The following is a 23,166-nucleotide window of genomic DNA, read 5'->3' as shown; positions in this document are numbered from 1 at the left end:
TTCCTGTCTGCGATGGGGTGCGCCGATCAGCGCGCGGTGGCTTCCTGGGCCGCGAGCACCTGCTCGACTGCCTTCTCGAAGCGCTTCACGCCTTCGTCGAGCAGGTCGAACGGGATCACGAGCGACGGGACGAAACGCAGCACGTTGGGGCCGGCGATCAGCATGATCAGGCCGTTTTCCGCGGCGGCCGTGACGAAGTCCTTCGCGCGGCCGTCGAATGCGGCGGTGAGTTCCGCGCCGACCAGCAGGCCCTTGCCGCGGATGTCCTTGAAGATGCCGAAGCGTGCGTTGATGCGTTCCAGTGCGCCCTTCAGCCGCACGCTGCGTTCGCGTACGCCTCCGAGCAGTGCCGGGTCGGCGATCAGTTCGACGACCTTGTCGGCGATCGCCGACGCGAGCGGGTTGCCGCCGTAGGTCGTGCCGTGCACGCCGACCTTGAAGTGCGCGGCGAGTTCGTTCGTCGTCAGCATCGCGCCGATCGGGAAGCCGTTGCCGAGCGCCTTGGCGGTCGTCAGGATGTCCGGCGTGACGCCCGTGTCCATGTATGCGTAGAAGTGGCCCGTGCGGCCGACGCCCGTTTGCACTTCGTCGAAGATCAGCAGTGCGTCGTTTGCATCGCATGCTTCCCGCAGTGCCTTGAGGAAGGCCGGATCGGCGGGAATCACGCCGCCCTCGCCCTGCACCGGCTCGACGATCACGGCGCAGGTCTTCGGGCCGATCGCGGCTTTTGCGGCTGCGATGTCGTTGAACGGCAGGTGCTTGATGCCGGCCGGCACGGGGCCGAAGCCTTCCGAGTATTTCGGCTGGCCGCCGACGCTGACCGCGAAGAATGTGCGGCCGTGGAACGACTGGACGAACGATACGATCTCGTATTTGTCTGCGCCGTGGCGGTCGAACGCGACGCGGCGTGCGAGCTTCAGTGCGGCTTCGTTCGCTTCCGCGCCCGAGTTCGCGAAGAATGCGCGGTCGGCGAACGTCAGCGCTTCGAGGCGCTTCGCGAGGCGCAGCACCGGCTCGTTCGTGTAGCCGTTGCCGATGTGCCAGAGCTTGCGGCCTTGTTCGTCCAGCACCTTCAGCAGTTCCGGGTGGCCGTGGCCCAGCGACGTGACCGCGATCCCGCACGCGAAATCCACGTATTCGCGGCCGGCCGTGTCCCACACGCGGGAACCCTCTGCGCGGTCCGGCACGAACGGTGCGGGGGAAAATACCGGCACCATCACTTCGTCGAATGTCTGGCGGGTCACGGTCGAGGTCGTCATGGTCGTTCCTTTCGGTTTCGTAAGAGGGTTCAACAGGATCAAGTTTAGGTAAGGGTGACGCAAGCGTCTTGCGGATTTGCGACGGGTTCTATCGGAAGCGGATAGTGCGCTTATTTTGCCCTTCGGGCGCGGGGCCAGGCGGGAGGCCGTTTTTGCCGTTTTTGCCCTTTTTGCTGTTGGGCGGGGAGATCGCGGTTGGCGTGAAGTACCTGTGATCGTGTCGGTCTATTAGCGTCGCCCCTGCGCGGGGCGGCGGTCACTTTTCTTTGTCTTGCCAAAGAAAAGTAACCAAAAGAAAGGCGCCCGGATAACGCACGACTTCCCGGTGCCGTGGTCGCCGGAGTGGCCGCCGCCTAAGTGTCCGCGCCAGGCAAGAAACCGGAGTGGTTCGAGCAATGGTTCCGACGTCACGCACCACCCAACAAAGCGGTATACCGCCCGCTAGCTCCATCCTCGCTTCGCTCGGCTGCAAGGTCCGCCGCTCGCATTGCCTTATGCCCCCGCATATGCCAAGCACTGGGGTCGCAACTGCAGATTGGTTCACATTGCAAAGCGGAATCGATTGCATCCATTACCCCGCAATTGCATATCGCGATGGGCGGATCCACCGCAAAGGAGTGCGATGTGTCACTGTCCGCAGCAAGAATGATGTCCTGTTTGATTCCATCATTCGCTGAGCGCCACGATCGCATAGGCAAATCGAGATGACGTGTGTCACAGGGGTGCACCTGTCGGCCGAGCGAAGCGAGGACGGAGCGAGCGGGCGGTATACCGCTTTGTTGGGTGGTGCGTGATGTCGGAACCATTGCTCGAACCACTCCGGGTTCCGGCCTGGCGCGGACACTTAGGCGGCGGCCACTCCGGCGACCACGGCACCGGGAAGTCATGCGTTATCCGGGCGCCTTTCTTTTGGTTACTTTTCTTTGGCAAGACAAAGAAAAGTGACCGCCGCCCCGCGCAGGGGCGACGCTAATAGACCGACACGATCACAGGTACTTCACGCCAACCGCGATCTCCCCACCCAACGGCAAAAAGAAATCAATCCTTTCCCCCACGCTCGACCAACGCGCCCCCGCGAGGCTCCCCCCCGCCGCCGGTTTGCTTCTCGAGCCAGGCTCGCCGATCTTCCCGTGGCGTAACGCCGAACCGCTCGCGATAAGCGTTAGAAAAATGCGCAGCAGAAGAAAACCCGCAAGCGAGCGAAACCTGAACGACCGACTTGCTGGTCCGCTGCAACTGAGTGCGCGCCTTGAGCAACCGCAGATTGAGGTAATACTTGGAGGGCATGGCGCCGAGATACTGCCGAAAGAGCCTTTCGAGCTGCCGCCGCGACACGCCGACAAGCCCGGCGATCTCATCGGTGGTCAACGGATCCTCGACATTGGCTTCCATCAACAGCAACGCATCGTTGAGCCGAGGATGCCGCTCACCGGGCGCGGTAACAAAAGGAATCCGCTGCCGCTCCTCGCCGCTGCGCAGCGTCCCGGCTCCAAGCGCATCGGCAATCCGCTCCGCGAGATCGGCCCCATGTTCGCGGCCAATCATGGCCAGCATGAAATCGACAGTCGCCTGCCCGCCGGCACAGGTCGCCCGATCGCGATCGATCTCGAAGATCTGCTGCGTGACGATCGACCGCTCGAACTGCTCGGCGAACTGCTGATACGTCTCCCAGTTCACGCTCACGCGATATCCGGAAAGCTGCCCGGCCATCGCAAGCCACCACACGCCGTGGTGAATGCCCGTCACGACCGGCGTACGCTGACCGACCCGCGCGAGACTCGCCAGAAACAACCGATAGTCGGCAAACTGCTGAAACCGCTCCGACACGACGATCAGCCAGTCGCACGCGATCGCGTCGTTGAACGCCGCATCGGCATGCCACTGCGCGCCGCCCGCCAGCGGCACCGGCCGCCCGTCCCACGAACACACCTGCCAGCGATACAGCAACCGCCCGTCGATCTCGTTCGCAAGATTCAACGCATCGACGATCGGACCCACACCCGACATCGACACGGGCGGCAATGCAACGATCGCCACCTGCATCGTGCGGGTGGCGCCTGCGGGACGAGACACCGGTACCACGTATGAAACCCGCCTTTCGCGTTACTTCAGACTGCCCGACAGGAACTGCTTCAGACGCTCGCTCTGCGGGCGCACCAGCACCTCCTTCGGATCGCCCTCTTCCTCGGTCCGCCCCTGATGCAGGAACATCACGTGATTCGACACGTTGCGCGCAAAACCCATCTCGTGCGTAACGACAATCATCGTCCGGCCTTCCTCGGCCAGCTTCTGCATCACCTTCAGCACCTCGCCGACGAGCTCCGGATCGAGCGCAGAAGTCGGCTCGTCGAACAGCATCACGTCCGGATGCATCGCAAGCGCACGCGCAATCGCGACACGCTGCTGCTGGCCGCCAGACAGGTGCGACGGATACTGCTTCTCGACGCGCGGCGGCAAGCCGACCTTTTCCAGGTACTCGCGCGCACGCTCCTCGGCTTCCTTCTTCGAAATGCCAAGCACGTGCACCGGCGCTTCCATCACGTTCTCGAGCACGTTCATGTGCGCCCACAGATTGAAGTGCTGGAACACCATCGCAAGCTTCGTGCGGATGCGCTGCAACTGCTTGTGATCGGCAACCTCGAGCGCGCCCGCGCGGTCCGTCTTCGTGCGCACGGCCTCGCCGTCGACGACGATCTGCCCCGCATTCGGCCGCTCGAGAAAATTGATGCAGCGCAGGAACGTGCTCTTGCCCGACCCGCTCGCGCCGATGATGCTGATGACGTCGCCCGCCTTCGCGTTCAGCGACACGCCCTTGAGCACCTCGTTGTCGCCATAGCGCTTGTGAATGTCGACCGCGGCAAGCTTGACGGAAGCGGACGCGCTCGTTTGAGTGATCTCGGCCAACTGGCTCTCCTCGAAGTGAAATCAATGACGGCCGGCCGCGAGATACGCGAGCCAGTGGCGCTCCGCCCGGCGAAATGCCGCGACGAGTGCGAAAGATACCGCAAGATAGATCAGCGCGGCGATTCCGAACGACTGGAACGCCATGTAGGTCGCGGAATTGGCATCACGCGCGACCTTCAGCACGTCGGGCACGGTCGCCGTAAACGCGACGGTGGTCGCGTGCAGCATCAGGATCACCTCGTTGCTGTACAGCGGCAGCGCGCGGCGCAGCGCCGACGGCAGGATCACGCGGCGGTACATCGTGAACGGCGACATCCCATACGCCCGCGCGGCCTCGACCTCGCCGTGCGGAATCGCGCGAATCGCACCCGCGAAGATCTCGGTCGTGTACGCGCACGTGTTCAACGCGAACGCGAGAATCGCGCAGTTGAAGCCGCTGCGGAAGAACGCGTCGAGCAGCGAGTGCGACCGCACGAACTCGAGGCTGTACATGCCCGTGTACATCAGCAGCAATTGCACGTAGAGCGGCGTGCCGCGGAACACGTACGTATAGAACCGCACCGGCATCGACAGCCATTTCTTCTTCGACACGCGCGCGACCGCGAGCGGCACCGCGCACACGAAGCCGAGCGAAATCGACGCAACGAGCAGCCACAGCGTCACCGCAAGGCCGGACAGGCGCTGGCCGTCCCAGTAAAGGAACGCCTTGCCGAATTCCTGGAGGATCTCGATCATAGTTCTGCGTGCCGCACGCCCATGGAATAACGCTTCTCGAGCTGGATCAGCACGAGGTTGGAAACGGTCGTGATCGCGAGGTAGATCAGCGCCGCGACGAGAATGAAGAAGAACATGTTGAACGTGCTCTTGCCCGCATCCTGCGCGGCCTTCACGACGTCCGCGAGGCCGATGATCGACACCAGCGCGGTCGCTTTCACGAGCACCTGCCAGTTGTTGCCGATGCCCGGCAGCGCGAAACGCATCATCTGCGGAAACATGATCCGCACGAACACGCGCATCCCGCTCATCCCGTACGCCGCGCCGGCCTCCAGCTGCCCGCGCGGCACCGACAGGAACGCGCCGCGGAACGTCTCGGTGAAATACGCGCCGTAGATGAAGCCGAGCGTGAGCACACCGGCGACGAACGGATCGATGTCGATCTGGTCCCAGCCGACGACGTCGGTGAGCTGGTTCAGCCAGATCTGGATGCTGTAGAACAACAGCAGCATCAGGACGAGATCGGGCACCGAGCGGATCAGTGTCGTATAACCGGTCGCGATCGCTCGCAGCACCCGGTTGTGCGACAGCTTCGCCACCGCGCCGATCAGCCCCAGCGCCACCGCAGTGGCGAGCGACAGCAACGACAGCTCGATGGTCTGCACGGTGCCGGCCCACAGGACGGGACCAAAGCCGTAAAGGAACACGCGCGTCTCCAGTGTTGAAAGGAACACCGGCGCGCATGACTGTCCGGCGCCGGGCTGACGCGGATAGTCGCAAGCGAAATTGTTTGCCTCAAATCACCGCACGTCCGGATGCTGCGTCGCAACAATTCGTCGCATCATTTCCGTGCGCGGCCTACGCTGCTGTTTCAAAAGGAAAAAACCCGCTTCCTGACAGTCCGATGACACGCCGGGAAGCGGGTTTTTTGCAATTTTCCGGTCGCTTTTTCGATATAGCGCCGAACGCCGGTTTAGCGCCCTTTCAGGATGTCGGAGCGCGAAGTCGTATAGACAAGCCCGTCCGGGCCGAAATGGACGTTGAAGAACGCGTCGGTGTTCACGCCGTCCTCGAGCCAGCGCCAGCTCCACACGGTCTCGGGCTTCAGCGGGTACTGCGCGATGTCGCCCGGCTTGCCGAGCAGGCGCCGCACCTCGTCCTCGTTCATTCCCGGCGTCACTTTCGCGAAGTTCTCGGCGGTCAGCACCTGCGTCGCGCCCATGTAGTGGCCGCTCGCGTCGAGATCGACGAACCAGGTCTGGTTGCCCATCGGGCCGCGCGGGTACTCGAGGCGCTTGGAGCCGTCGGTGAAGGTGCGCTCGGTCTCGGGTTTGCCCATCGTGCCGCGCACGTCGGCCTCGGTCGAAACGCCGGCCTTCAGCCCTTTCAGGAGCAGCGGCGCGGGCTTGATCGCGGTGAAGAAGTCCTTGATGCGTTGCACGTCGAGATGGCCTTGGTCGTCGCAGCCGGTCAGCGCCAGCGCGGCGGCCAGCATCGTCACGGGAAACAGCCGGAAACGAAAAATCATCGGAAGAAATGCGCGTCGAGAAAACACGCGGCAAGGATACCCGCGCCGCGCCGAAAGCGCGAGAAGGACTGCGGAACCGCGCGGCCGGTGCCGCGCTCAATGCGTCGTTTCGGCCTGCTTGTCGGCGTCGCGGCTCGCCGCGCGGCGTGCGTCCGACGCGGCCGGCGCCGTGCGGATCCGGCGGCGCGTGCGCACGAGCTCGGCCAGCTGCCACGAACCGAGCGCCGCGCATCCGAACAGCACCTCGCGGCCGCGCTTGACCAGCGCGAGCGACAGCGCCGTGTCGCGATCGACGCCAAACATCTGCGCGAGCAGCACGACGGTCGCCTCCTGCACGCCGAGGCCGCCCGGCACCATGAACGCAGCATGCCGCACGGCCTGCGTCATCGCCTCGATCGCGATTGCGCCGCCGATCGACACCGGATGGCCGAGCAGCGCGAGCGCCCAGTAGATTTCGAGCGCGCCGAGCACGTAGCCGGCCAGCTGCCAGAAGAACGCGCTGAACAGCAACGCGGTGCGCGACATCAGCGCATCGATGTCGGCATCGAGCCGTCTACCGTCGACGCCTTGCAGCAACCGGTGCGAATCGCCGAGCAGACGCCCCGCGAACCGCTCGATCGCATGGAAGATCCCGCCGCGACGCATCAGCACGACGCCAAGCACCGGCAACGGCAGCGTCAGCAGCAGCGCGATGCCGATCGTGCCGCCGCCCATGTCATGCGTGGTCGCGAGCAGCAGCACGAGGCCGAGCGCTGCAAACGCATACTGGACGACGATCGTCACCAACACCTCGACGATCACCGATGCGGTCACGCGGCTCGCGTCGGGCACCTGCCACCGCGCCATCCGGATCCCGACCAGCTCGCCGCCGATGCCGACCACCGGCAGCAGCCGGTTCACGGCCTCGCGCACGGTCGCGATCCACCACAGGAACGACAGCGACGCGCGGCGGTCGAGCAGCTGGTGCCACGCATAGGCGTCGAGCAGCAGCGGCAGCGCGTGGAACGGTACGAGCCACAGCAACGCGAAGCCGGCGCGCTCGAGCATCTGCGTCACGTCGCCGATGCCTTCGTGCAGGCCGAGCGCGAGCAGGATCCCGATGCCGATCGGCCAGCCGAGCCATTTGATCCACTTCGTCATGACGGCTGCGCCCCCGGTTCGCGCGACGGGCGCACGCTGCGCGGCGCCCCGCGCTCGCCGAATACGTCCGCGAACCCGCCGGTCGCCACGCCCGCCGCCTTCAGCGCGGCCGCGACGCGCGGCGACAGCAACGCGTCGAGCTCGTCGACCGGACGGTAATCGGCCATCGTCGGTGTGATCGGGCCATCGCCGGCCTCGGCCGGATGACAGTAGATCTCGCCGACGCCATCCGGCAGCGCGGCGAGCGCGTCGAGCAGCACGGCCTCGTCCATCGCGCCCGTATGCTCGATACCGATCACGTAGTCGTTGTGGGCGAGCCCCGCGCGGTCGAGCCGCGCGCGCACGAGCGCGATCCACGGCTTGAGCAGCGCGGGCGCGCTTGCTTCGTAAGGCAACCGCACCGCGCGCAGCCCGTAGTCGCGGCCGATCTCGATGATCATCGACAGCACGGTCGGATGCAGATGGAAATGCTTGTGCGCGTTCACGTGGTCGAGCGGCAGCCCGCTCGCCGCGAACGCGTCGAACTGCGCGCGGATCTCGCGGCGCAGTTGCGCACGCACGTGCGGCAGGAAGAAAAAGCGGCAGCCATCCTTCGCCATCGCGTCGCCGAAGCGCCCGTCGGCGCCGACGAGCGCGGGGATCTCATGCGCAGGCAGGGTGGCCGGCCCGTCCGCGAGCACCAGATGCAGACCGACCGCGAGCGACGGCAGCCGCCTCGCACGTTCGATCGCATCCTGCGCCGCGGGCGCGCCGACCATCAGGCTCGCGGCGTTCAGCACGCCGTCGCGATGCGCGCGCTCGACCGCCGCGTTGACGCGCGGATGCAGCCCGAAGTCGTCCGCGGTGAAGATCAGCGCCCGCGCCGCCCGCTGCGTCGCCACGAATCAGGCCTCGTGCGCGCGCAGGAAGCGGAAGAACTCGACGCCTTCGCGCAGCCGGCGCTTCATCATGTCCCAGCTCGTCAGCATCTCGCGAACGATCTCCCAGATCTTCGACGGACGGAAGTAGAACTCCCGATAGAACTGTTCGAGATGGTGATAGATCTCGTCGCGCGACAGGTGCGCATAGCCGATCGCCGCGAGCTGCACGCCCTCCTTGCTCACCAGGTTGATGGTCTTGTTCTCTTCCATCCAGCCGTTTTCAACGGCCTGCTTGTAGAGCGTCGTGCCCGGATACGGCGCGGCGAGCGATACCTGGATCGTGTGCGGATTGATTTCCTTCGCGTACTCGATCGTCTTCTTGATCGTTTCCTTCGTTTCGCCCGGCAAGCCGAGGATGAACGTGCCGTGGATCTTGATGCCGAGCTTCTTGCAGTCCGCGCTGAAGCGGCGCGCGAAATCGGTGCGCACGCCCTTCTTGATGTTCACGAGGATCTGGTCGTCGCCGGATTCGAAGCCGACCAGCAGCAGGCGCAGGCCGTTTTCCTTCATCACCTTCAGCGTCTTGTACGGCACGTTCGCCTTCGCGTTGCACGACCAGGTCATGCCGAGCTTGCCCAGACCAATGGCGATGGCTTCGGCGCGCGGCAGATCGTCGGTGAAGGTGTCGTCGTCGAACATCAGCTCCTTCACTTCCGGCATGTTGTCGCGGATCCACTTCGCTTCCGCGAGCACGTTCTCGACCGAGCGGGTGCGGTAGCGATGGCCGCTGACCGTCTGCGGCCACAGGCAGAACGTGCAGCGCGACTTGCAGCCGCGCCCCGTGTAGATCGACACGTACGGATAGTTCAGGTAGCCGATGAAGTAGTTGTCGATCTTCAGATCGCGCTTGTAGACGGGCGCGACGAACGGCAGCTCGTCCATGTTCTCGAGGATCGGACGCGCTTCGTTGTGCTCGATCGAGCCGTCCTTCGCACGCCAGCTCAAACCCTTGATCTCCGCGAACGGCTTGCCTTCCGCGAGTTCCTTGCAGGTGTAGTCGAATTCCTCGCGGCACACGAAGTCGATCGCGTCGCTCGCGGTCAGCGAGTTGTGCGGATCGACCATCACCTTCGCGCCCACCATGCCGACCAGCATCGACGGCTTCATCTTCTTGAGGTCCTGCGCGAACATCGCGTCGGTCGGGAACGACGGCGTGCTCGTGTGGATGATCACGAGGTCGTAGTCGTTGGCGATCTTCAGCGTTTCCTCGACCGACAGCCCGTCGGCCGGCGCATCGACGACGCGGCTGCCCGGCACGAGCGCGGCCGGCTGTGCGAGCCACGTCGGGTACCAGAAGGAACGGATTTCGCGCTTCGCCTGATAGCGCGAGCCGGCTCCGCCGTCGAAGCCGTCATACGAAGGGGCCTGCAAGAACAGCGTTTTCATGAATGCTCCGGTAGCCTGCATAGTTCGATTCGTTTCAACGATTCAGTCAATCAACCGCGGGCCGCCGTGCCGGCGCCCGCCTCTCTGTCATGTCGCGTCGCGCGGCGATGCCGCGCGGCGCGTCTCGGCCCGCGGGCCGGATTCGTCGCGGAACCGGCTCGTCCCGATTCCTCGTGGTTCGCGCGCCGGTGCGCTAGCGGCCGTCCGCGCCTTCCACCGCCGCCGCCGCGCGCTCGCCGCCGACGACCGTCATCCGCGCGCCGCGCCACACGACGTGCGTGCCGAACGCGGCAGCTAGCCATTCGAGCGCGAGCAGCGTGTCGCGCACCGCGATGAGCGGCAGGTCGCGCCAAAATGCGCGCCAGCCGTCCTCGCCGCGCGCATGCAGCACGACCCGGCCGAACGCGCCCACGACGGCCGCGCCGCCCGCGAGCGTGCCGGCGACGGTGCCGTCCAGGCGCAGCGCGAGCGCCGCGCCGACGGCGAGCCACGGCGCGGTAAACGTGATGAACAGGAACGCGAAGCCCGCCGGATTCAGCGAACGGATCGTGCGCAGCCAGCGTGTCTCGCGGTGCCACAGCGGCCCGAACGACGGCTCGATCACGTCGGTCGCGACCTCGACCTCGGACAGCACCGTGCGGCGGCCGAGACGGCGCGGCAGCTCGGCCAGCCAGAAATCGTCGGCCAGTTCGTCCTTCAGCGCGAGCAAGCCGCCGATCCGGTCGAGCGTGTCGCGCGTCAGCGCGAGCGTCGCGCCGAAGCCGAAGCGGCTCGAGCGGCCGAGGTGCGCGATTCGCACCGACGGCGCGAACCATGCGTCGACGAACTGCGCGCCGATCCGCGTCCAGAAGCCGCCGACGCTGCGCGCATGATACAGGCACGTGACGACGCCGACCGACGCGTCCGCGAGCGGCGCCGTCACACGCTCCAGATAGTCGGGCTTCACCGCGATGTCGCTGTCCGCGATCACGATGCGGTCGTACTTCGCGCGTTCGGCGAGATTGATCAGGTTGCTGACCTTCAGGTTCTTGCCGTGCACACGCGCGTCGATCACAAGCGTGATGTCGCAGTCCGGATAGTCGGCGCGCAGCCGCTCGACGACCGCGATCGCCGGATCGGACGCCGACGCGACGCCGAACAGCACTTCATGGCGCGGGTGGCGCTGCTCGCAGAACGTCGCGAGGTTCTCATACAGATGCGGCTCCGCGCCGCACAGCGGCTTGAGCACGCTGACCGGCGCGAAGCCGTCGCGCGCGGCGGTGCGGGGCGTGCGCGGGGGCGGCGCGAACGCCGCGACGAGCGCATAGCCGGCGGCGGCGAGCGTGAACGCGATCAGCAGCCAGTCGAGCAGCGTGACGGTCGGCGTCATGCGCGATGCCTCCCGGCGACGCGGGCGCCATGCCGATCGCTCGAACCGGATTGAACGTGATGGGAAATTCCGACAGCAACGAACGCGGGCACGACCCGACTCCTTGTTCCAGCAGCGTCTGTGTAGGGAGGCATGGCTCATTCGCCGAAGCGACCATGCCCGGATTCGCGTGGCACATCCTCACGCGCTGCCCGGACGGGATGCGGGAAGATTCGAATGGCGACCATCGGCACAGCATGGGCAAGCGCCGGATTTTAGCAGTCCGCGCCTGCCCGCGCGCAGCGCCGCGTGAAACGGACTGGTGCGATTTCGGCAAAGCTGCCAGGCCGGCGAACCATTCTGGTGCAACCGCGTTCACGTTAGCGTAAGCCCTTTGCAGGCGTATTGCAGTCTTCAAAATCAAACGTTTCGTGCAAATTTGTATGTCGATGCGAAGACGTGCGCAATCGCCGTAAACATCGGTAATTGTTCGTCGATTGAATCGATTTTTGCAACGATCGAAAGGGCGAGCCTTGCATCCCTGAAAGGCGCATGGGTATCCGCGCGTCGCCAGCGCGTTCGGGAACCCTTTGGCAAAATCGTCGGTATCTGTTGCGCATTCGCATCACCGCGCCCCTCCCTTTCGAAGGCACCCGATGATTCCGTTCTCCGTACTCGATCTTGCCCCCATCCCCGCCGGCGCCGACGCCGCGCAGGCGTTCCGCAACACCGTCGACCTTGCGCAGCATGCGGAGCGCCTCGGCTATCGGCGCTACTGGCTCGCCGAGCATCACAACATGCCGGGCATCGCGAGCGCGGCCACCGCGGTGGTGATCGGCCACGTCGCGGGCGCGACGAAGACGATCCGCGTCGGCTCGGGCGGGATCATGCTCCCGAACCACGCGCCGCTCGTCATCGCCGAGCAGTTCGGCACGCTCGCGTCGCTGTATCCGGGGCGCATCGACCTCGGGCTCGGCCGTGCGCCCGGCACCGACCAGACCACGTCGCGTGCGTTGCGCCGCGATCTGATCGGCAGCGCCGATTCGTTCCCGGACGACGTGGCGGAATTGCAGCGCTACTTCGCCGAACCGGTGCCTGGCCAGCGCGTGCGCGCGGTGCCCGGCGCGGGGCTCGACGTGCCGGTGTGGCTCCTCGGTTCGAGCCTCTTCAGCGCGCAGCTGGCCGCGATGCTGGGGTTGCCGTTCGCGTTCGCGTCGCACTTCGCGCCCGACTACCTGATGCGCGCGCTCGAGCTCTACCGCGCGCAATACCGGCCGTCGGCCGCGTGGCCGAAGCCGCATGCGATGGTCGGCGTCAACGTGTTCGCAGCCGATACCGACGACGACGCGCGGCGCCTGTTCACGTCGCTGCAGCAGCAGTTCATCAACCTGCGCCGCGGCACGCCGGGCAAGCTGCCGCCGCCCGTCGACGTGCTGGAGGCAAGCGAATTCGAACTGGCGAACGTCGCGCACGCGCTGTCGTTCGCGGCCGTCGGCTCGCGCGACACGGTGCGCGACAAGCTGCGCGACCGGATCGCGCAGACAGGCGCGGACGAGCTGATCATCACCGCGCAGATCTACGATCACGCGGCGCGCGTGCGCTCGTTCGAACTGGCCGCACAAATCCGCGACGAGCTCGCCAACGAATCGCACTGAGCCGGCGCGCGCGCGGGCCGCGGCATCACTGCGGATGTACGGCGCTCATTCCGTCGAGTAGCGCCTTGTGGAACGTATCGGGATCCTGGATTTGCGGCGCGTGTCCGAGCGCCGGGAATTCGACGAGCTGCGCGCCGGGGATCGCCGCCTGCGTGCGCTTCGCGAGTTCCGGGTAATGGCCGAGCTTCGCGTGCACGTCGGGCGGCGCGGCATCCTTGCCGATCGCGGTCGTGTCCTTGTCGCCGATCAGCAGCAGCGTCGGCACGCGGATCGCGCCGAGCTCGTAGACCACCGGTTGCGTGAAGATCATGTCGTAGAGCAACGCGGAGTTCCACGCGACCGCGTCGCGGCCCGGGCCGCGGTACATGCCGGCGAGCATCTGCACCCAGCGTTCGTACGACGGCGCCCATTTGCCCGCGTAATAGGTCGCCTGCTCGTAGCGGCGGATGCCGTCGGCGCTGGTCTTCAGCTCGCGTGCATACCAATAGTCGACGGACAGCGGCGGCACGCCGAGCGCCTTCCAGTCCTCCAGCCCGATCGGGTTCACCAGCACGAGCTGGTCGGTCGCCTTCGGATACATCAACGCGTAGCGCATCGCGAGCATCCCGCCCGTCGAATGGCCAACGAGCGTCGCCGACTTCACGCCGATCGATTCGAGCAGCGCGTGCGTGTTGCGCGCCAGTTGCTGAAAGCTGTACTGGTAGCGCTCGGGCTTCGACGATTTGCAGAAGCCGATCTGGTCCGGCGCGACCACGCGGTAGCCGGCACGGCTCAGCACGCCGATCGTGTCCTCCCAGGTCGCCGCGCAGAAGTTCTTCCCGTGCAGCAGCACGACCGTGCGGCCGTTCGGGTGCGCCGGCTGCACGTCGAGGTAGACCATCTCGAGCGTTTCGCGCTGCGACACGAACGCGTAGCGATGCTCGGGCTGCGGATAGGCGAAGCCTTCCAGGCGCGGGCCGTACGCGGGGCCGTCGTTGCCGGCGGGCGCCGGGACGGCGGCCGATGTCGCGCACGCAGCGGCGACACCCGCGCCGAGCACGGCGGCGCGGGCCAGGGACAACATCTTGCAAATCGAAGGCATGGCGATCACGGTAAGGGGAAACGCATACGGGCACACGGGCCTCGCGCCCCGCGATTCTACGCGGTCGCGCTGACGACGGCGCGCAACAGTCGGCCGTCGCACGACTTTCGCGCGCGCGACGATCTCGGGTATCGTGTGACGTGACCCTGAAACGCCTGCAGGCGGATCTCCATGAAAAACGTCCTCAGCATTCAGTCGCACGTCATCTACGGCCACGTGGGCAATAGCGCGGCCGTGTTCCCGATGCAGCGCCTCGGCGTCAACGTCTGGCCGCTCAACACGGTCCAGCTATCGAATCACATGCAGTACGGCCACTGGGCCGGCAGCGCGATCGATGCCGCGAAGATGGAGCAGCTCGTCGACGGCGTCGCGGCGATCGGCGCGCTCAAGCGCTGCGATGCGGTGCTGTCCGGCTTCGTCGGCTCGCCCGCGCAGGCGCGCGCGACGGTCGAAATCGTGCGCGCGGTGAAGGCGATGAACCCGAACGCATGGTACTTCTGCGATCCGGCGATGGGACAGACGGGCGGCATCCGGCCCGAACCCGGCGTCGAGGAATTCATTGTCCAGGAAATGCCGGCGCTCGCCGACGGCATGTCGCCGAACCACACCGAGCTGCAGAAGCTCGCCGGGCGGCGCATCGAGACCGTCGCCGAAGCGGTCGACGCGTGCCGCGCGCTGATCCGCCGCGGCCCCCGGATCATCCTCGTCAAGCACCTGCACGACCGCAACAGCCCGGCCGATCGCTTCAACATGCTCGCCGTCACCGAAACCGAGGCGTGGATCGGCCAGCGCCCGCTGTATGCGTTCCCGCGCCATCCGGTCGGGGTCGGCGACCTCACCAGCGCGATCTTCGTCGCTTGCCGGCTGCGCGGCGACTCGGTGCGCGGGGCGTTCGAGCACACGCTCGCGGCCGTGCACGCGGTCGTGAAGGCGACCTACGACGCGCGTCGCTACGAGCTCGAACTCGTCGCCGCGCAGGACGAAATCGCGCGGCCGAGCGAATGGTTCGGCGCCTGGGTGACCGACGCGTGACGCACGCGCGTCGCGATCGTCACCGCTGCCGCCCTTCTCAGCCTCCCGCCCTTCCCGCCGCTCTCCGTTCTTCCGGCGTGCGCTCCGCCGCCCGCCGCGTGCGTACCGGCCAGGCTCGCCCGCCGCGGCGCCTTCGTCGGCGCATGGCCGGCCGCGTGCAATCCGGCGCGCGTGCAAACGTTTCCGGACTTCACGGGAATGACACCGAATCCCGGCTATGCTCGCGTCGGCACGACCGTCGCAGCCGCATCCTGCGATCCGGGCGCGCCCGCTTTTTTGCGCATGTCCCGCCAACTGGCTCCCCCTTTATGCACGATAACGACCATGACCCGATCGAACCGTCGTGACTTCCTGCGCGTCGCCGCCGGCACCGCCGGCGCCGCCGCGCTGAATCTGTTTCCGCCCGTGATCCGCGATGCGCTCGCCATTCCCGCGAACCGCCGTACCGGCACGATCCGCGATATCGAACACATCGTGATCCTGATGCAGGAGAACCGCTCGTTCGACCATTACTTCGGCACGATGCGCGGTGTCCGCGGCTTCGGCGACCCGCGCCCGCTGCGCCTCGCGAACGGCAAGTCGGTGTTCCATCAGCCGGTCGGCCCGGCCGAGCTGCTGCCGTTCCACCCGGGCGCCGACAAGCTCGGCATGCAGTTCCTGCAAGATCTCCCGCACGGCTGGCAGGACATGCATGCCGCATGGAACAAGGGCCGCTACGACCAGTGGGTGCCGAACAAGGGCACCACGACGATGGCGTACCTGAAGCGCGACGACATTCCGTTCCACTATCAGCTCGCCGACGCGTTCACGATCTGCGACGCGTACCACTGCGCGATCCCGAGCTCGACCGACCCGAACCGCTACTACATGTGGACCGGCTACGTCGGCAACGACGGCACGGGCGGCGGCCCGGTGCTCGGCAACGAGGAAAAGGGCTACGGCTGGACGACCTATCCGGAAGTGCTCGAGCAGGCCGGCGTGTCGTGGAAGATCTACCAGGACGTCGGCACCGGCCTCGACGCGAACGGCTCGTGGGGCTGGACGCAGAACCCGTACATCGGCAACTACGGCGACAATGCGCTGCTCTACTTCAACCAGTACCGCACCGCACTGCCCGGCACGCCGCTGTACGACAAGGCGCGCACCGGCACCAACATCAGCGCCGGCGGCACGCTGTTCGACGTGCTGCAGCAGGACGTGAAGAACGGGACGCTGCCGCAGGTGTCGTGGATCTGCGCGCCGGAAGCGTATTCGGAGCATCCGAACTGGCCGGCCAACTACGGCGCGTGGTACATCGAGCAGGTGCTGAAGGTGCTCGTGTCGAATCCGGACGTGTGGAGCAAGACCGCGCTCTTCATCACCTACGACGAGAACGACGGCTTCTTCGATCATGTGCCGCCGCCGTTCGCGCCGCAGTCGCGCGACAACGGGCTGTCGACGGTCGCGACGACCAACGAGGTATTCGGCGGCGACGCGTCGCACATGGCCGGCCCGTACGGCCTCGGGCCGCGCGTGCCGATGCTCGTCGTTTCGCCGTGGACCAAGGGCGGCTGGGTCTGCTCGCAGACCTTCGATCACACGTCGCTGCTGCAATTCATCGAAGCGCGCTTCGGTGCGCAGTATCCGGTGACGGCCGCCAACGTGTCGCCGTGGCGACGCGCAGTATGCGGCGACCTGACCTCGGCGTTCGACTTCACGACTGCCGACGCGGCATGGCCGACCCTGCCCGACACGAGCGGCTACGCGCCGCCCGATCGTCTGCGCCACCCGGACTACATTCCGGTGCCGCCCGTCGCGCAGCAACTGCCGAAACAGGAACCGGGGCTGCGTCCGGCGCGCGCGCTGCCGTACGAGCTGTTCGTGCACGGCCGCGTCGAAGCCGCGAACGGCCAGTTCCGCCTCGCCTTCGCGAACACCGGCCGTGCGGGTGCCGCGTTCCAGGTGCAGTCGCGCAACCGCGCCGACGGCCCGTGGACGTACACGGTCGAAGCCGGCAAGCGGATCGCCGACACGTGGAGCGCCGCCGCGTCGCTCGGACTGTACGATCTCGACGTGTACGGACCGAACGGCTTCTACTGTCACTTCCGCGGCCCGTTCGCGACGGGCGCCGGCAGCGCGAACACGAACCCCGAGGTGATCTACGGCTATGACGTCGCGAACGGCAACATCACGCTGCGCCTGATGAACCGCGGCCACAAGGCCGTGCGGCTCAAGGTGACGAATGCGTACGGCCACGGCGGCGCGCGCACGTTCGAGCTTGCGCCGGGCGCGCACGTCGACGATTACTGGGATCTGCGCGGCAGCCACGGCTGGTACGACCTGACCGTCAGCGACGGCAGCCTCCTCGGCTTCTTGCGTCGCTTCGCGGGCCACGTCGAGACAGGCCGCCCGAGCACCAGCGACCCTGCCATCCGCACGAGCGCATCGCACGGCGCTCCCGAAGCGGCCGACGCCGCGTCGGACGCGCTGTCCGACTGACGACGGCGCACGGCGGCGCGGCCTCCTGCAAGGCCGCGCCGCCCGCCCCGCACCCGCTCCCGTCCGTTCGTGACGGGAAACTCCCGATACCGGCCGCCCGTGCACACGCGGAAGCTATGCGCAAATCCGCATCGAATGCGCGGCAAATTGCCAAGACCCGTGCATATCGGCGACCTATATATCGAGGCGATCGGGGCTCCTCGCAGAGCCTGACGGGAGAACGTTCCGGGAATCATCAGCATGCCGAGCTCCCCGCCCGATTAAGAGAAGCGGTCGAACCGCCCGCCCGTCGCACGTGTCCGGCCCGCCGGCCGCGTGCGGTACCCACCCGCTGGTGTAGAACAAGAGGAACGAACATGAAATTCCGTCATTCCCTGTTGTCGGTATCGGTCGTATCCGCAGTAGCCCTCCTCTCGCAACAGGCCGCGCAGGCCGCCGACGCGACCGACGTGAAAGTCGGCTTCGCGGCGCCCCTCACCGGCGTGAATGCCGGTTACGGCAAGGATCTGCAGAACGGCGTGCAGCTCGCGCTCGACGATGCCGTCGCGCAGAAGGTGCAGATCGCCGGCAAACCCGCGCACTTCAACCTCGTCGTGCAGGACGATCAGGCCGACCCGCGGATCGGCGTGCAGGCCGCGCAGGCGCTCGTCGATCAAAACGTGTCGGTGGTGGTCGGCCACTTCAATTCCGGCACGACGATTCCGGCGTCGGTGGTCTACGACAAGGCCGGCATTCCGGTCATCGACCCGGCCGCCACGAACCCGACGCTCACGTCGCGCGGGCTTGCGAACATGTTCATGGTGATCGCGACCGACGGCCAGAACGCGGGCAATGCAGGCAAGTACGCGGTCGATGTGACCAAGGCCAAGCGCATCGCGATCATCGACGATCGCACCGCGTTCGGCCAGGGCGAGGCGGACGAGTTCGAGAAGGCCGTGAAGGCGGCCGGCGGCAACATCATCGGCCGCGAGTTCACCAGCAACCAGGCGGTCGACTTCCGCGCGCAGATCACGAGCCTGAAGGGCAAGAACCCCGACCTGATCTTCTTCGGCGGCCTCGATTCGCTCGCCGCGAACTTCATCAAGCAGATGCGCCAGCTCGGGCTGAACGCGCAGTTCGTCGGCGGCGGCGGCGTGAAGGACAACGAGTTCATCAAGATCGCCGGCCCGGCCGCGGAAGGCGCGATGGCGTGGGAATACGGGCGCCCGCTCGACGAGCTGCCGCAGGGCAAGGATTTCGAGCAGCGTTTCAAGAAGCGCTTCGGTGTCGACGTGCTGTCGTACGCACAGTTCGGCTACGACGCCGCGTGGGCCGCGATCAAGGCGATGCAGGCCGCCAATTCGACCGATCCGAAGGTCTATCGCCCGGCGTTGAAGAAGATCGACTTCGAAGGCGTCACCGGCCGCATCTCGTTCGCGAACGACGGCTCGCTCAAGAGCGGGATGTCCACGCTGTACCAGGTGAAGAACGGCGCGTGGAAGACGATCGTGACGAAGGGAGGCTGATTGCGACGAGCCGGCGGCCCGGGTAGCCGGGCCTGTCGGCGCGGGCGGCGGTGCGAACACCGTCCGCCTGCCCCCGTATGACCCGCGAACGTGCGTGCTGCGCGCGACCCATGGCCGGCGGCAGGCCGCGCCAATCTCATACGATGACTGATGTTATGGCTGGCACGCTCTCGACGCGATGCGCGTGCCCCGGGGCGTGCCCACAGGGCTACCCTCCGGCCAATCGATCTTCCGATCAACCGCTCTTCGGGCAAGTCGCCCTCGCGCTCAGCTGGCCTGCGTGTCGCGTTCCGCTTCGGCGGCCTCGTGCGCGCGGCGCAGCCGCTCGCGGCTGTTGGTCAGATGCGTGCGCATCGCGGCGCGTGCGGCTTCCGGGTCGTGACGCGCAATCGCCTCGTAGATGTCCTCGTGCTCGTGATTGAGCCGGCCGACGTAGCGTTCGAGATCGTCACCGGCGAAGCGCGCCGAGTTCACCCGCGTGCGGGGGATGATCGATGCGCCGAGCTGCGTCATGATGTCGACGAAATAGCGGTTGCCGGTGGACTGCGCGATCTGCAGGTGGAACTGGAAGTCGAGCTGCGCGGTGTCGCGGCCGCCGCCGGCCCCCGACGCGATCGCGTCGAGCGCGCGCCGCAGCGCGGCCAGATCGGTGTCGTTCGCGCGCTGCGCGGCGAGGCTCGCGCATTCGCTTTCGAGGCTGATCCGCAATTCGAGCACTGCGAGCACGTCGCGCAGCGTCGTGATGGTCGCGGGATCGATGCCGAGCGTCTGGCGGCGTGACGGCTCGAGCACGAAGCTGCCGATGCCGTGGCGCGTCTCGATGAGGCCGCTCGCCTGCATACGCGAGATCGCTTCGCGCACGACCGTGCGGCTGACGCCCTGCGCCGCCATGACTTCGGTTTCGGTCGGCAGCTTGTCGCCGGGACGCAGCGTGCCGTTTTCGATCTGCGCGGTCAGCGCGTCGACGACATCTTGTGCGAGGCTGCGTGCGCGACGGCGCGGCGCTGCGGGAAGCGTGGGCACGGACATGAGGCCGGTTCCTTTCGAATGATCGTAATGTGAGCCGAGGGTTTACGCGGGGTTTGAGCGAACGCCGATGATTCATTATACTGCGTCACAAGTCATCCGACGACTGATGATCTCGACACGGATCTCCTGTTGACCTCGGCACACACGCTGTACGCACCGGGTCCCGTAGTCGCGATGGGCCCGCTCACGCGCTTCAGCACGCGAGCCGGTACCCGGTTTCGCGGTCGACCGAAATGCGCGCACGCGCTTGCTCCGGTCCACCGCGACACCGGCGTCGAGCTGGGTCGCCCCCCTGCGGATTGCTGTCGACCTGCTGGGCTAGCGCGCCGCGCACGTCGGTTGTCGAATGATCGCACCTCCCGCCGCGCGCGGCAAAGCTTTTGCCGCACGGCATCGCCCACTCTTTCGCCATCGCCGCCATGAACGCCGTCACTGCCTCGCCTTCCCACGACACGCCGCGCATCGTCGACCTGCAAGCCATTCCGGTCGCCGGCCACGACAGCATGCTGCTCAACCTGAGCGGCGCACACGGCCCGTTCTTTACCCGCAACCTCGTCATCCTCAAGGACAGCGCGGGCCGGACCGGCGTCGGCGAAGTGCCGGGCGGCGAAAGCATCCGCCGCACGCTCGACGACGCGCGTGCGCTCGTCGTCGGCCAGCCTGTCGGCAATTACCATGCGGTGCTCAACGACGTGCGGCGCACGTTCGCCGATCGCGACGCGAGCGGGCGCGGGCTGCAAACGTTCGACCTGCGCACCACGATCCATGCGGTCACCGCGCTCGAAGCCGCGTTGCTCGACTTGCTCGGCCAGCATCTCGGCGTGCCCGTGGCTGCGCTGCTCGGCGAGGGGCAGCAGCGCGAGCGCGTCGAGATGCTCGGCTACCTGTTCTACGTCGGCGATCGCACCCGGACGGCGCTGCCGTATCGCGACGGCCGCGGCGCGACCGACGACTGGACTCGCGTGCGCGACGAAGCCGCGCTGACGCCCGAGCAGGTCGTGCGACTCGCGGAAGCCGCGCATGCGCGCTACGGATTCAACGATTTCAAGCTGAAAGGCGGCGTGTTCGAAGGCGCGCGCGAGGTCGAGGCGGTGACGGCGCTCGCCGAGCGCTTCCCCAATGCCCGCGTGACGCTCGACCCGAACGGCGCATGGTCGCTCGACGAGGCCGTGCGGCTGTGCCGCGACCTGCACCACGTGCTCGCGTATGCGGAAGATCCGTGCGGCGCGGAAAACGGCTACTCGGGCCGCGAGGTGATGGCCGAGTTCCGCCGCGCGACCGGGCTGCCGACGGCGACCAACATGATCGCGACCGACTGGCGCCAGATGGGCCACGCGGTGCAGTTGCAGGCCGTCGACATCCCGCTCGCCGACCCCCACTTCTGGACGATGCAGGGCTCGGTGCGCGTCGCGCAGATGTGCCGCGACTGGGGCCTCACGTGGGGCTCCCATTCGAACAATCACTTCGACGTATCGCTCGCGATGTTCACGCATGTCGCCGCTGCGGCGCCCGGCCAGGTCACGGCCATCGACACGCACTGGATCTGGCAGGACGGCGAACGCCTGACGCGCGAGCCGCTGAAGATCGAGAACGGGCTTGTGGAGGTGCCGAAGCGGCCGGGTCTCGGCATCGACATCGACATGGATGCGGTCGCGCGTGCGCACGAGCTGTACAAGCAGCACGGGCTCGGCGCGCGCGACGACGCGGCGGCGATGCAGTATCTGATTCCGGGGTGGACCTTCAACAACAAGCGCCCGTGTCTCGTGCGCTGAGCGCGGCACGCGCGGGGCGGCGAATCCGCGCGGTCGGCGGCCGATGTGCGGCGTTTGCCCACGCGTCGGCCGCTACCCGGCCAGCCCGATCCCCCGCGCCATCCCCGACGCGGCGAACACGATGACCATCACGAGCAGTGCCTGCCAGTGGCCGATCCGTACGTAGGTTCGCGCACGGCCGAGATCGGGCATCTGCTGCTTGCGGGCGTCGATGCGCCAACGGATCAGCCCGAGCATCGGCACAATTTCGAGCAGCAGGATCAGCACCAGAGCGGTCATCTTCACGTGAAAGAGCGGCTCGTGAAGGTAATACGCCGAGCCTTTCTCGAAACCGCCGAATGCGCGCGTGAGCCCCGTCGCGATCAGGACCAGTGCAGACAGCCCCCACACTGCGTCGGCCTTGAACACGCCGGGCAGATCGGCGGCCTGTGCCGATGCGATGACCCGGCGCAGCGCACGATTACGCCCCGCGATCGCCGCGAACGCGACGCCGAACGCCATCAAATGCACGGCTGCAAGCAACCAACGGACGATCATTGCGCCTCCTCGTTGCCTGCGCCACGCAGGCGAAATCAGACGATCTGCTTGAGCGCCGCGTCGAGCGCGAGCACCGCGACGCGATCGCCCTCGGTTGCGAGCGGCGTGCGCATCACGATCTGCCGGTTATGGCCGACGGCGGCGGGAGAATCCCACAGCAGTTCCACCTTCGGGCGCCGGAACAGGCTGCCGCGTCGCGGCGGCATGGCAGCGGCCGGCTGCGCGACGGGCTCGCCCTGCCCGCCGCCAGCCGGGGCCGCCTGGCCGGGCCAGCGCACCGATAATTCGCGTGCGTCGTACTGGCCGACCTTGCGGCTTTCCATCCACACGATCGCGGTGCGCGTGAGCGTATCGAGCGAAATCGCGTAACGGCCGACCGCGAACCGGCGGGCGGCCACGTTGGTGCGCCACAGCGCCCGCGGGCGGCACATCCATACGATTGCCCCATACAGTGCGGGGGCGGCGACGAGCCAGCCGTTGGTGGCCGTCACCGCGTGCAGTGCGCGACGCCAGCCGGCTGCCCACACGAATGCGCCGATCGACCACACGGCGAACAGGAAACCGATCAGCGCGAGTACGCGCAGCGCCTGCCGCAGCCACTGGGGCAGCGGATGGAACGGCCGTTCGGCACGCGCAGCGGCGCCCGGCAGCGCGAGCAGCAGGAAGATCAGGACCAGATAGACGAACGCCCACGGCGACGACACCATCGCCGACAGCGACGCGCGATAACCCATTTGCGACATCGAGAACAGCCAGCGCGCGAACAGCACGAGACCGATCGCGCGCAATGCGAAGATCACGCCGGCACCGGGGGCCGGCGCTGCACGCGTGGTTTTCGTTCTCGCCAAGACTGCTCTCCTCTCGATGATCGTGCGGGG

At 66.9% G+C, this 23,166-nt stretch carries 19 protein-coding genes; 5 read left to right on the top strand and 14 right to left on the bottom strand.

Features of this window, described 5'->3' with window-relative positions:
• Positions 1-26: 26 nt before the first annotated feature.
• The 10 genes from WK25_RS05635 to hpnI form a co-directional block, all read right to left on the bottom strand.
• Positions 27-1,259 carry an aspartate aminotransferase family protein gene (locus WK25_RS05635; protein ID WP_069241147.1) on the bottom strand — a complete coding sequence of 411 codons (1,233 nt, stop codon included), beginning with the start codon at positions 1,257-1,259 and terminating at the stop codon, positions 27-29.
• 1,038 nt (positions 1,260-2,297) lie between these two features.
• Positions 2,298-3,341: a GlxA family transcriptional regulator gene (locus tag WK25_RS05630; protein ID WP_040143806.1), complete on the bottom strand. Its 1,044-nt coding sequence runs from the start codon at positions 3,339-3,341 to the stop codon at positions 2,298-2,300.
• Positions 3,342-3,362: 21 nt separating this feature from the next.
• Positions 3,363-4,163, bottom strand: coding sequence for an ABC transporter ATP-binding protein (locus WK25_RS05625; protein ID WP_006488736.1), 801 nt, complete (start codon positions 4,161-4,163; stop codon positions 3,363-3,365).
• Between the two features lie 21 nt (positions 4,164-4,184).
• Positions 4,185-4,898, bottom strand: coding sequence for an ABC transporter permease (locus WK25_RS05620; protein WP_040143805.1), 714 nt, complete (start codon positions 4,896-4,898; stop codon positions 4,185-4,187).
• On the bottom strand, positions 4,895-5,584 hold the full coding sequence (locus WK25_RS05615; protein WP_040143804.1) for an ABC transporter permease: 690 nt from the start codon (positions 5,582-5,584) through the stop codon (positions 4,895-4,897). Before WK25_RS05615 ends, WK25_RS05620 begins: the two co-directional genes overlap by 4 nt.
• Positions 5,585-5,850: 266 nt before the next feature.
• Entirely contained in the window at positions 5,851-6,405 is a 555-nt protein-coding gene (locus WK25_RS05610; RefSeq protein ID WP_059543748.1) for a hypothetical protein, read from the bottom strand.
• A gap of 96 nt (positions 6,406-6,501) precedes the next feature.
• A complete protein-coding gene (locus WK25_RS05605; RefSeq protein WP_040143802.1) occupies positions 6,502-7,545 on the bottom strand; it encodes a lysylphosphatidylglycerol synthase domain-containing protein in 1,044 nt (347 codons plus the stop codon).
• Positions 7,542-8,426: a hopanoid biosynthesis-associated protein HpnK gene (gene hpnK, locus WK25_RS05600; protein WP_069241146.1), complete on the bottom strand. Its 885-nt coding sequence runs from the start codon at positions 8,424-8,426 to the stop codon at positions 7,542-7,544. Before hpnK ends, WK25_RS05605 begins: the two co-directional genes overlap by 4 nt.
• 3 nt (positions 8,427-8,429) lie before the next feature.
• Positions 8,430-9,872, bottom strand: a complete 1,443-nt coding sequence (gene hpnJ, locus WK25_RS05595; protein ID WP_306427094.1) for a hopanoid biosynthesis associated radical SAM protein HpnJ — start codon at positions 9,870-9,872, stop codon at positions 8,430-8,432.
• Positions 9,873-10,044: 172 nt separating this feature from the next.
• On the bottom strand, positions 10,045-11,220 hold the full coding sequence (gene hpnI, locus WK25_RS05590; protein ID WP_040143799.1) for a bacteriohopanetetrol glucosamine biosynthesis glycosyltransferase HpnI: 1,176 nt from the start codon (positions 11,218-11,220) through the stop codon (positions 10,045-10,047).
• A 635-nt stretch (positions 11,221-11,855) separates the two neighbouring features.
• Here hpnI and WK25_RS05585 point away from each other — a divergent pair.
• Positions 11,856-12,854 (top strand): LLM class flavin-dependent oxidoreductase, encoded by a 999-nt coding sequence (locus tag WK25_RS05585; RefSeq protein ID WP_040143798.1) that lies wholly within the window; start codon positions 11,856-11,858, stop codon positions 12,852-12,854.
• Between the two features lie 25 nt (positions 12,855-12,879).
• On the opposite strand, the gene WK25_RS05580 is transcribed toward WK25_RS05585, so the two are convergent.
• Positions 12,880-13,935, bottom strand: a complete 1,056-nt coding sequence (locus WK25_RS05580; RefSeq protein WP_069241145.1) for an alpha/beta fold hydrolase — start codon at positions 13,933-13,935, stop codon at positions 12,880-12,882.
• Positions 13,936-14,106: 171 nt separating this feature from the next.
• Between WK25_RS05580 and pdxY the strand changes: the two genes are divergently transcribed.
• From pdxY to WK25_RS05565, 3 genes are all read left to right on the top strand, one after another.
• Positions 14,107-14,967, top strand: coding sequence for a pyridoxal kinase PdxY (gene pdxY, locus WK25_RS05575; RefSeq protein WP_040143796.1), 861 nt, complete (start codon positions 14,107-14,109; stop codon positions 14,965-14,967).
• Between the two features lie 324 nt (positions 14,968-15,291).
• A complete protein-coding gene (locus WK25_RS05570) occupies positions 15,292-17,445 on the top strand; it encodes a phosphocholine-specific phospholipase C (protein WP_069241144.1) in 2,154 nt (717 codons plus the stop codon).
• Between the two features lie 356 nt (positions 17,446-17,801).
• Positions 17,802-18,950: a branched-chain amino acid ABC transporter substrate-binding protein gene (locus WK25_RS05565; protein ID WP_040143794.1), complete on the top strand. Its 1,149-nt coding sequence runs from the start codon at positions 17,802-17,804 to the stop codon at positions 18,948-18,950.
• Positions 18,951-19,217: 267 nt separating this feature from the next.
• On the opposite strand, the gene WK25_RS05560 is transcribed toward WK25_RS05565, so the two are convergent.
• Positions 19,218-19,979, bottom strand: coding sequence for a FadR/GntR family transcriptional regulator (locus WK25_RS05560; protein WP_040143793.1), 762 nt, complete (start codon positions 19,977-19,979; stop codon positions 19,218-19,220).
• Between the two features lie 419 nt (positions 19,980-20,398).
• Here WK25_RS05560 and gudD point away from each other — a divergent pair, with 419 nt between their 5' ends.
• Entirely contained in the window at positions 20,399-21,751 is a 1,353-nt protein-coding gene (gene gudD / locus WK25_RS05555) for a glucarate dehydratase (protein ID WP_040143792.1), read from the top strand.
• 72 nt (positions 21,752-21,823) lie between these two features.
• Here the strand turns inward: gudD and WK25_RS05550 are convergent, their stop codons facing one another.
• Complete coding sequence (locus WK25_RS05550) at positions 21,824-22,288, bottom strand: DUF2214 family protein (protein WP_040143791.1); 465 nt, start codon at positions 22,286-22,288, stop codon at positions 21,824-21,826.
• 35 nt (positions 22,289-22,323) lie between these two features.
• Positions 22,324-23,136 (bottom strand): hypothetical protein, encoded by an 813-nt coding sequence (locus tag WK25_RS05545; RefSeq protein WP_069241143.1) that lies wholly within the window; start codon positions 23,134-23,136, stop codon positions 22,324-22,326.
• Positions 23,137-23,166 lie beyond the last annotated feature (30 nt).

This window comes from Burkholderia latens (assembly GCF_001718795.1).
GTDB lineage: Bacteria > Pseudomonadota > Gammaproteobacteria > Burkholderiales > Burkholderiaceae > Burkholderia > Burkholderia latens_A.
This window is presented reverse-complemented; position numbering and strand designations above follow the sequence as displayed.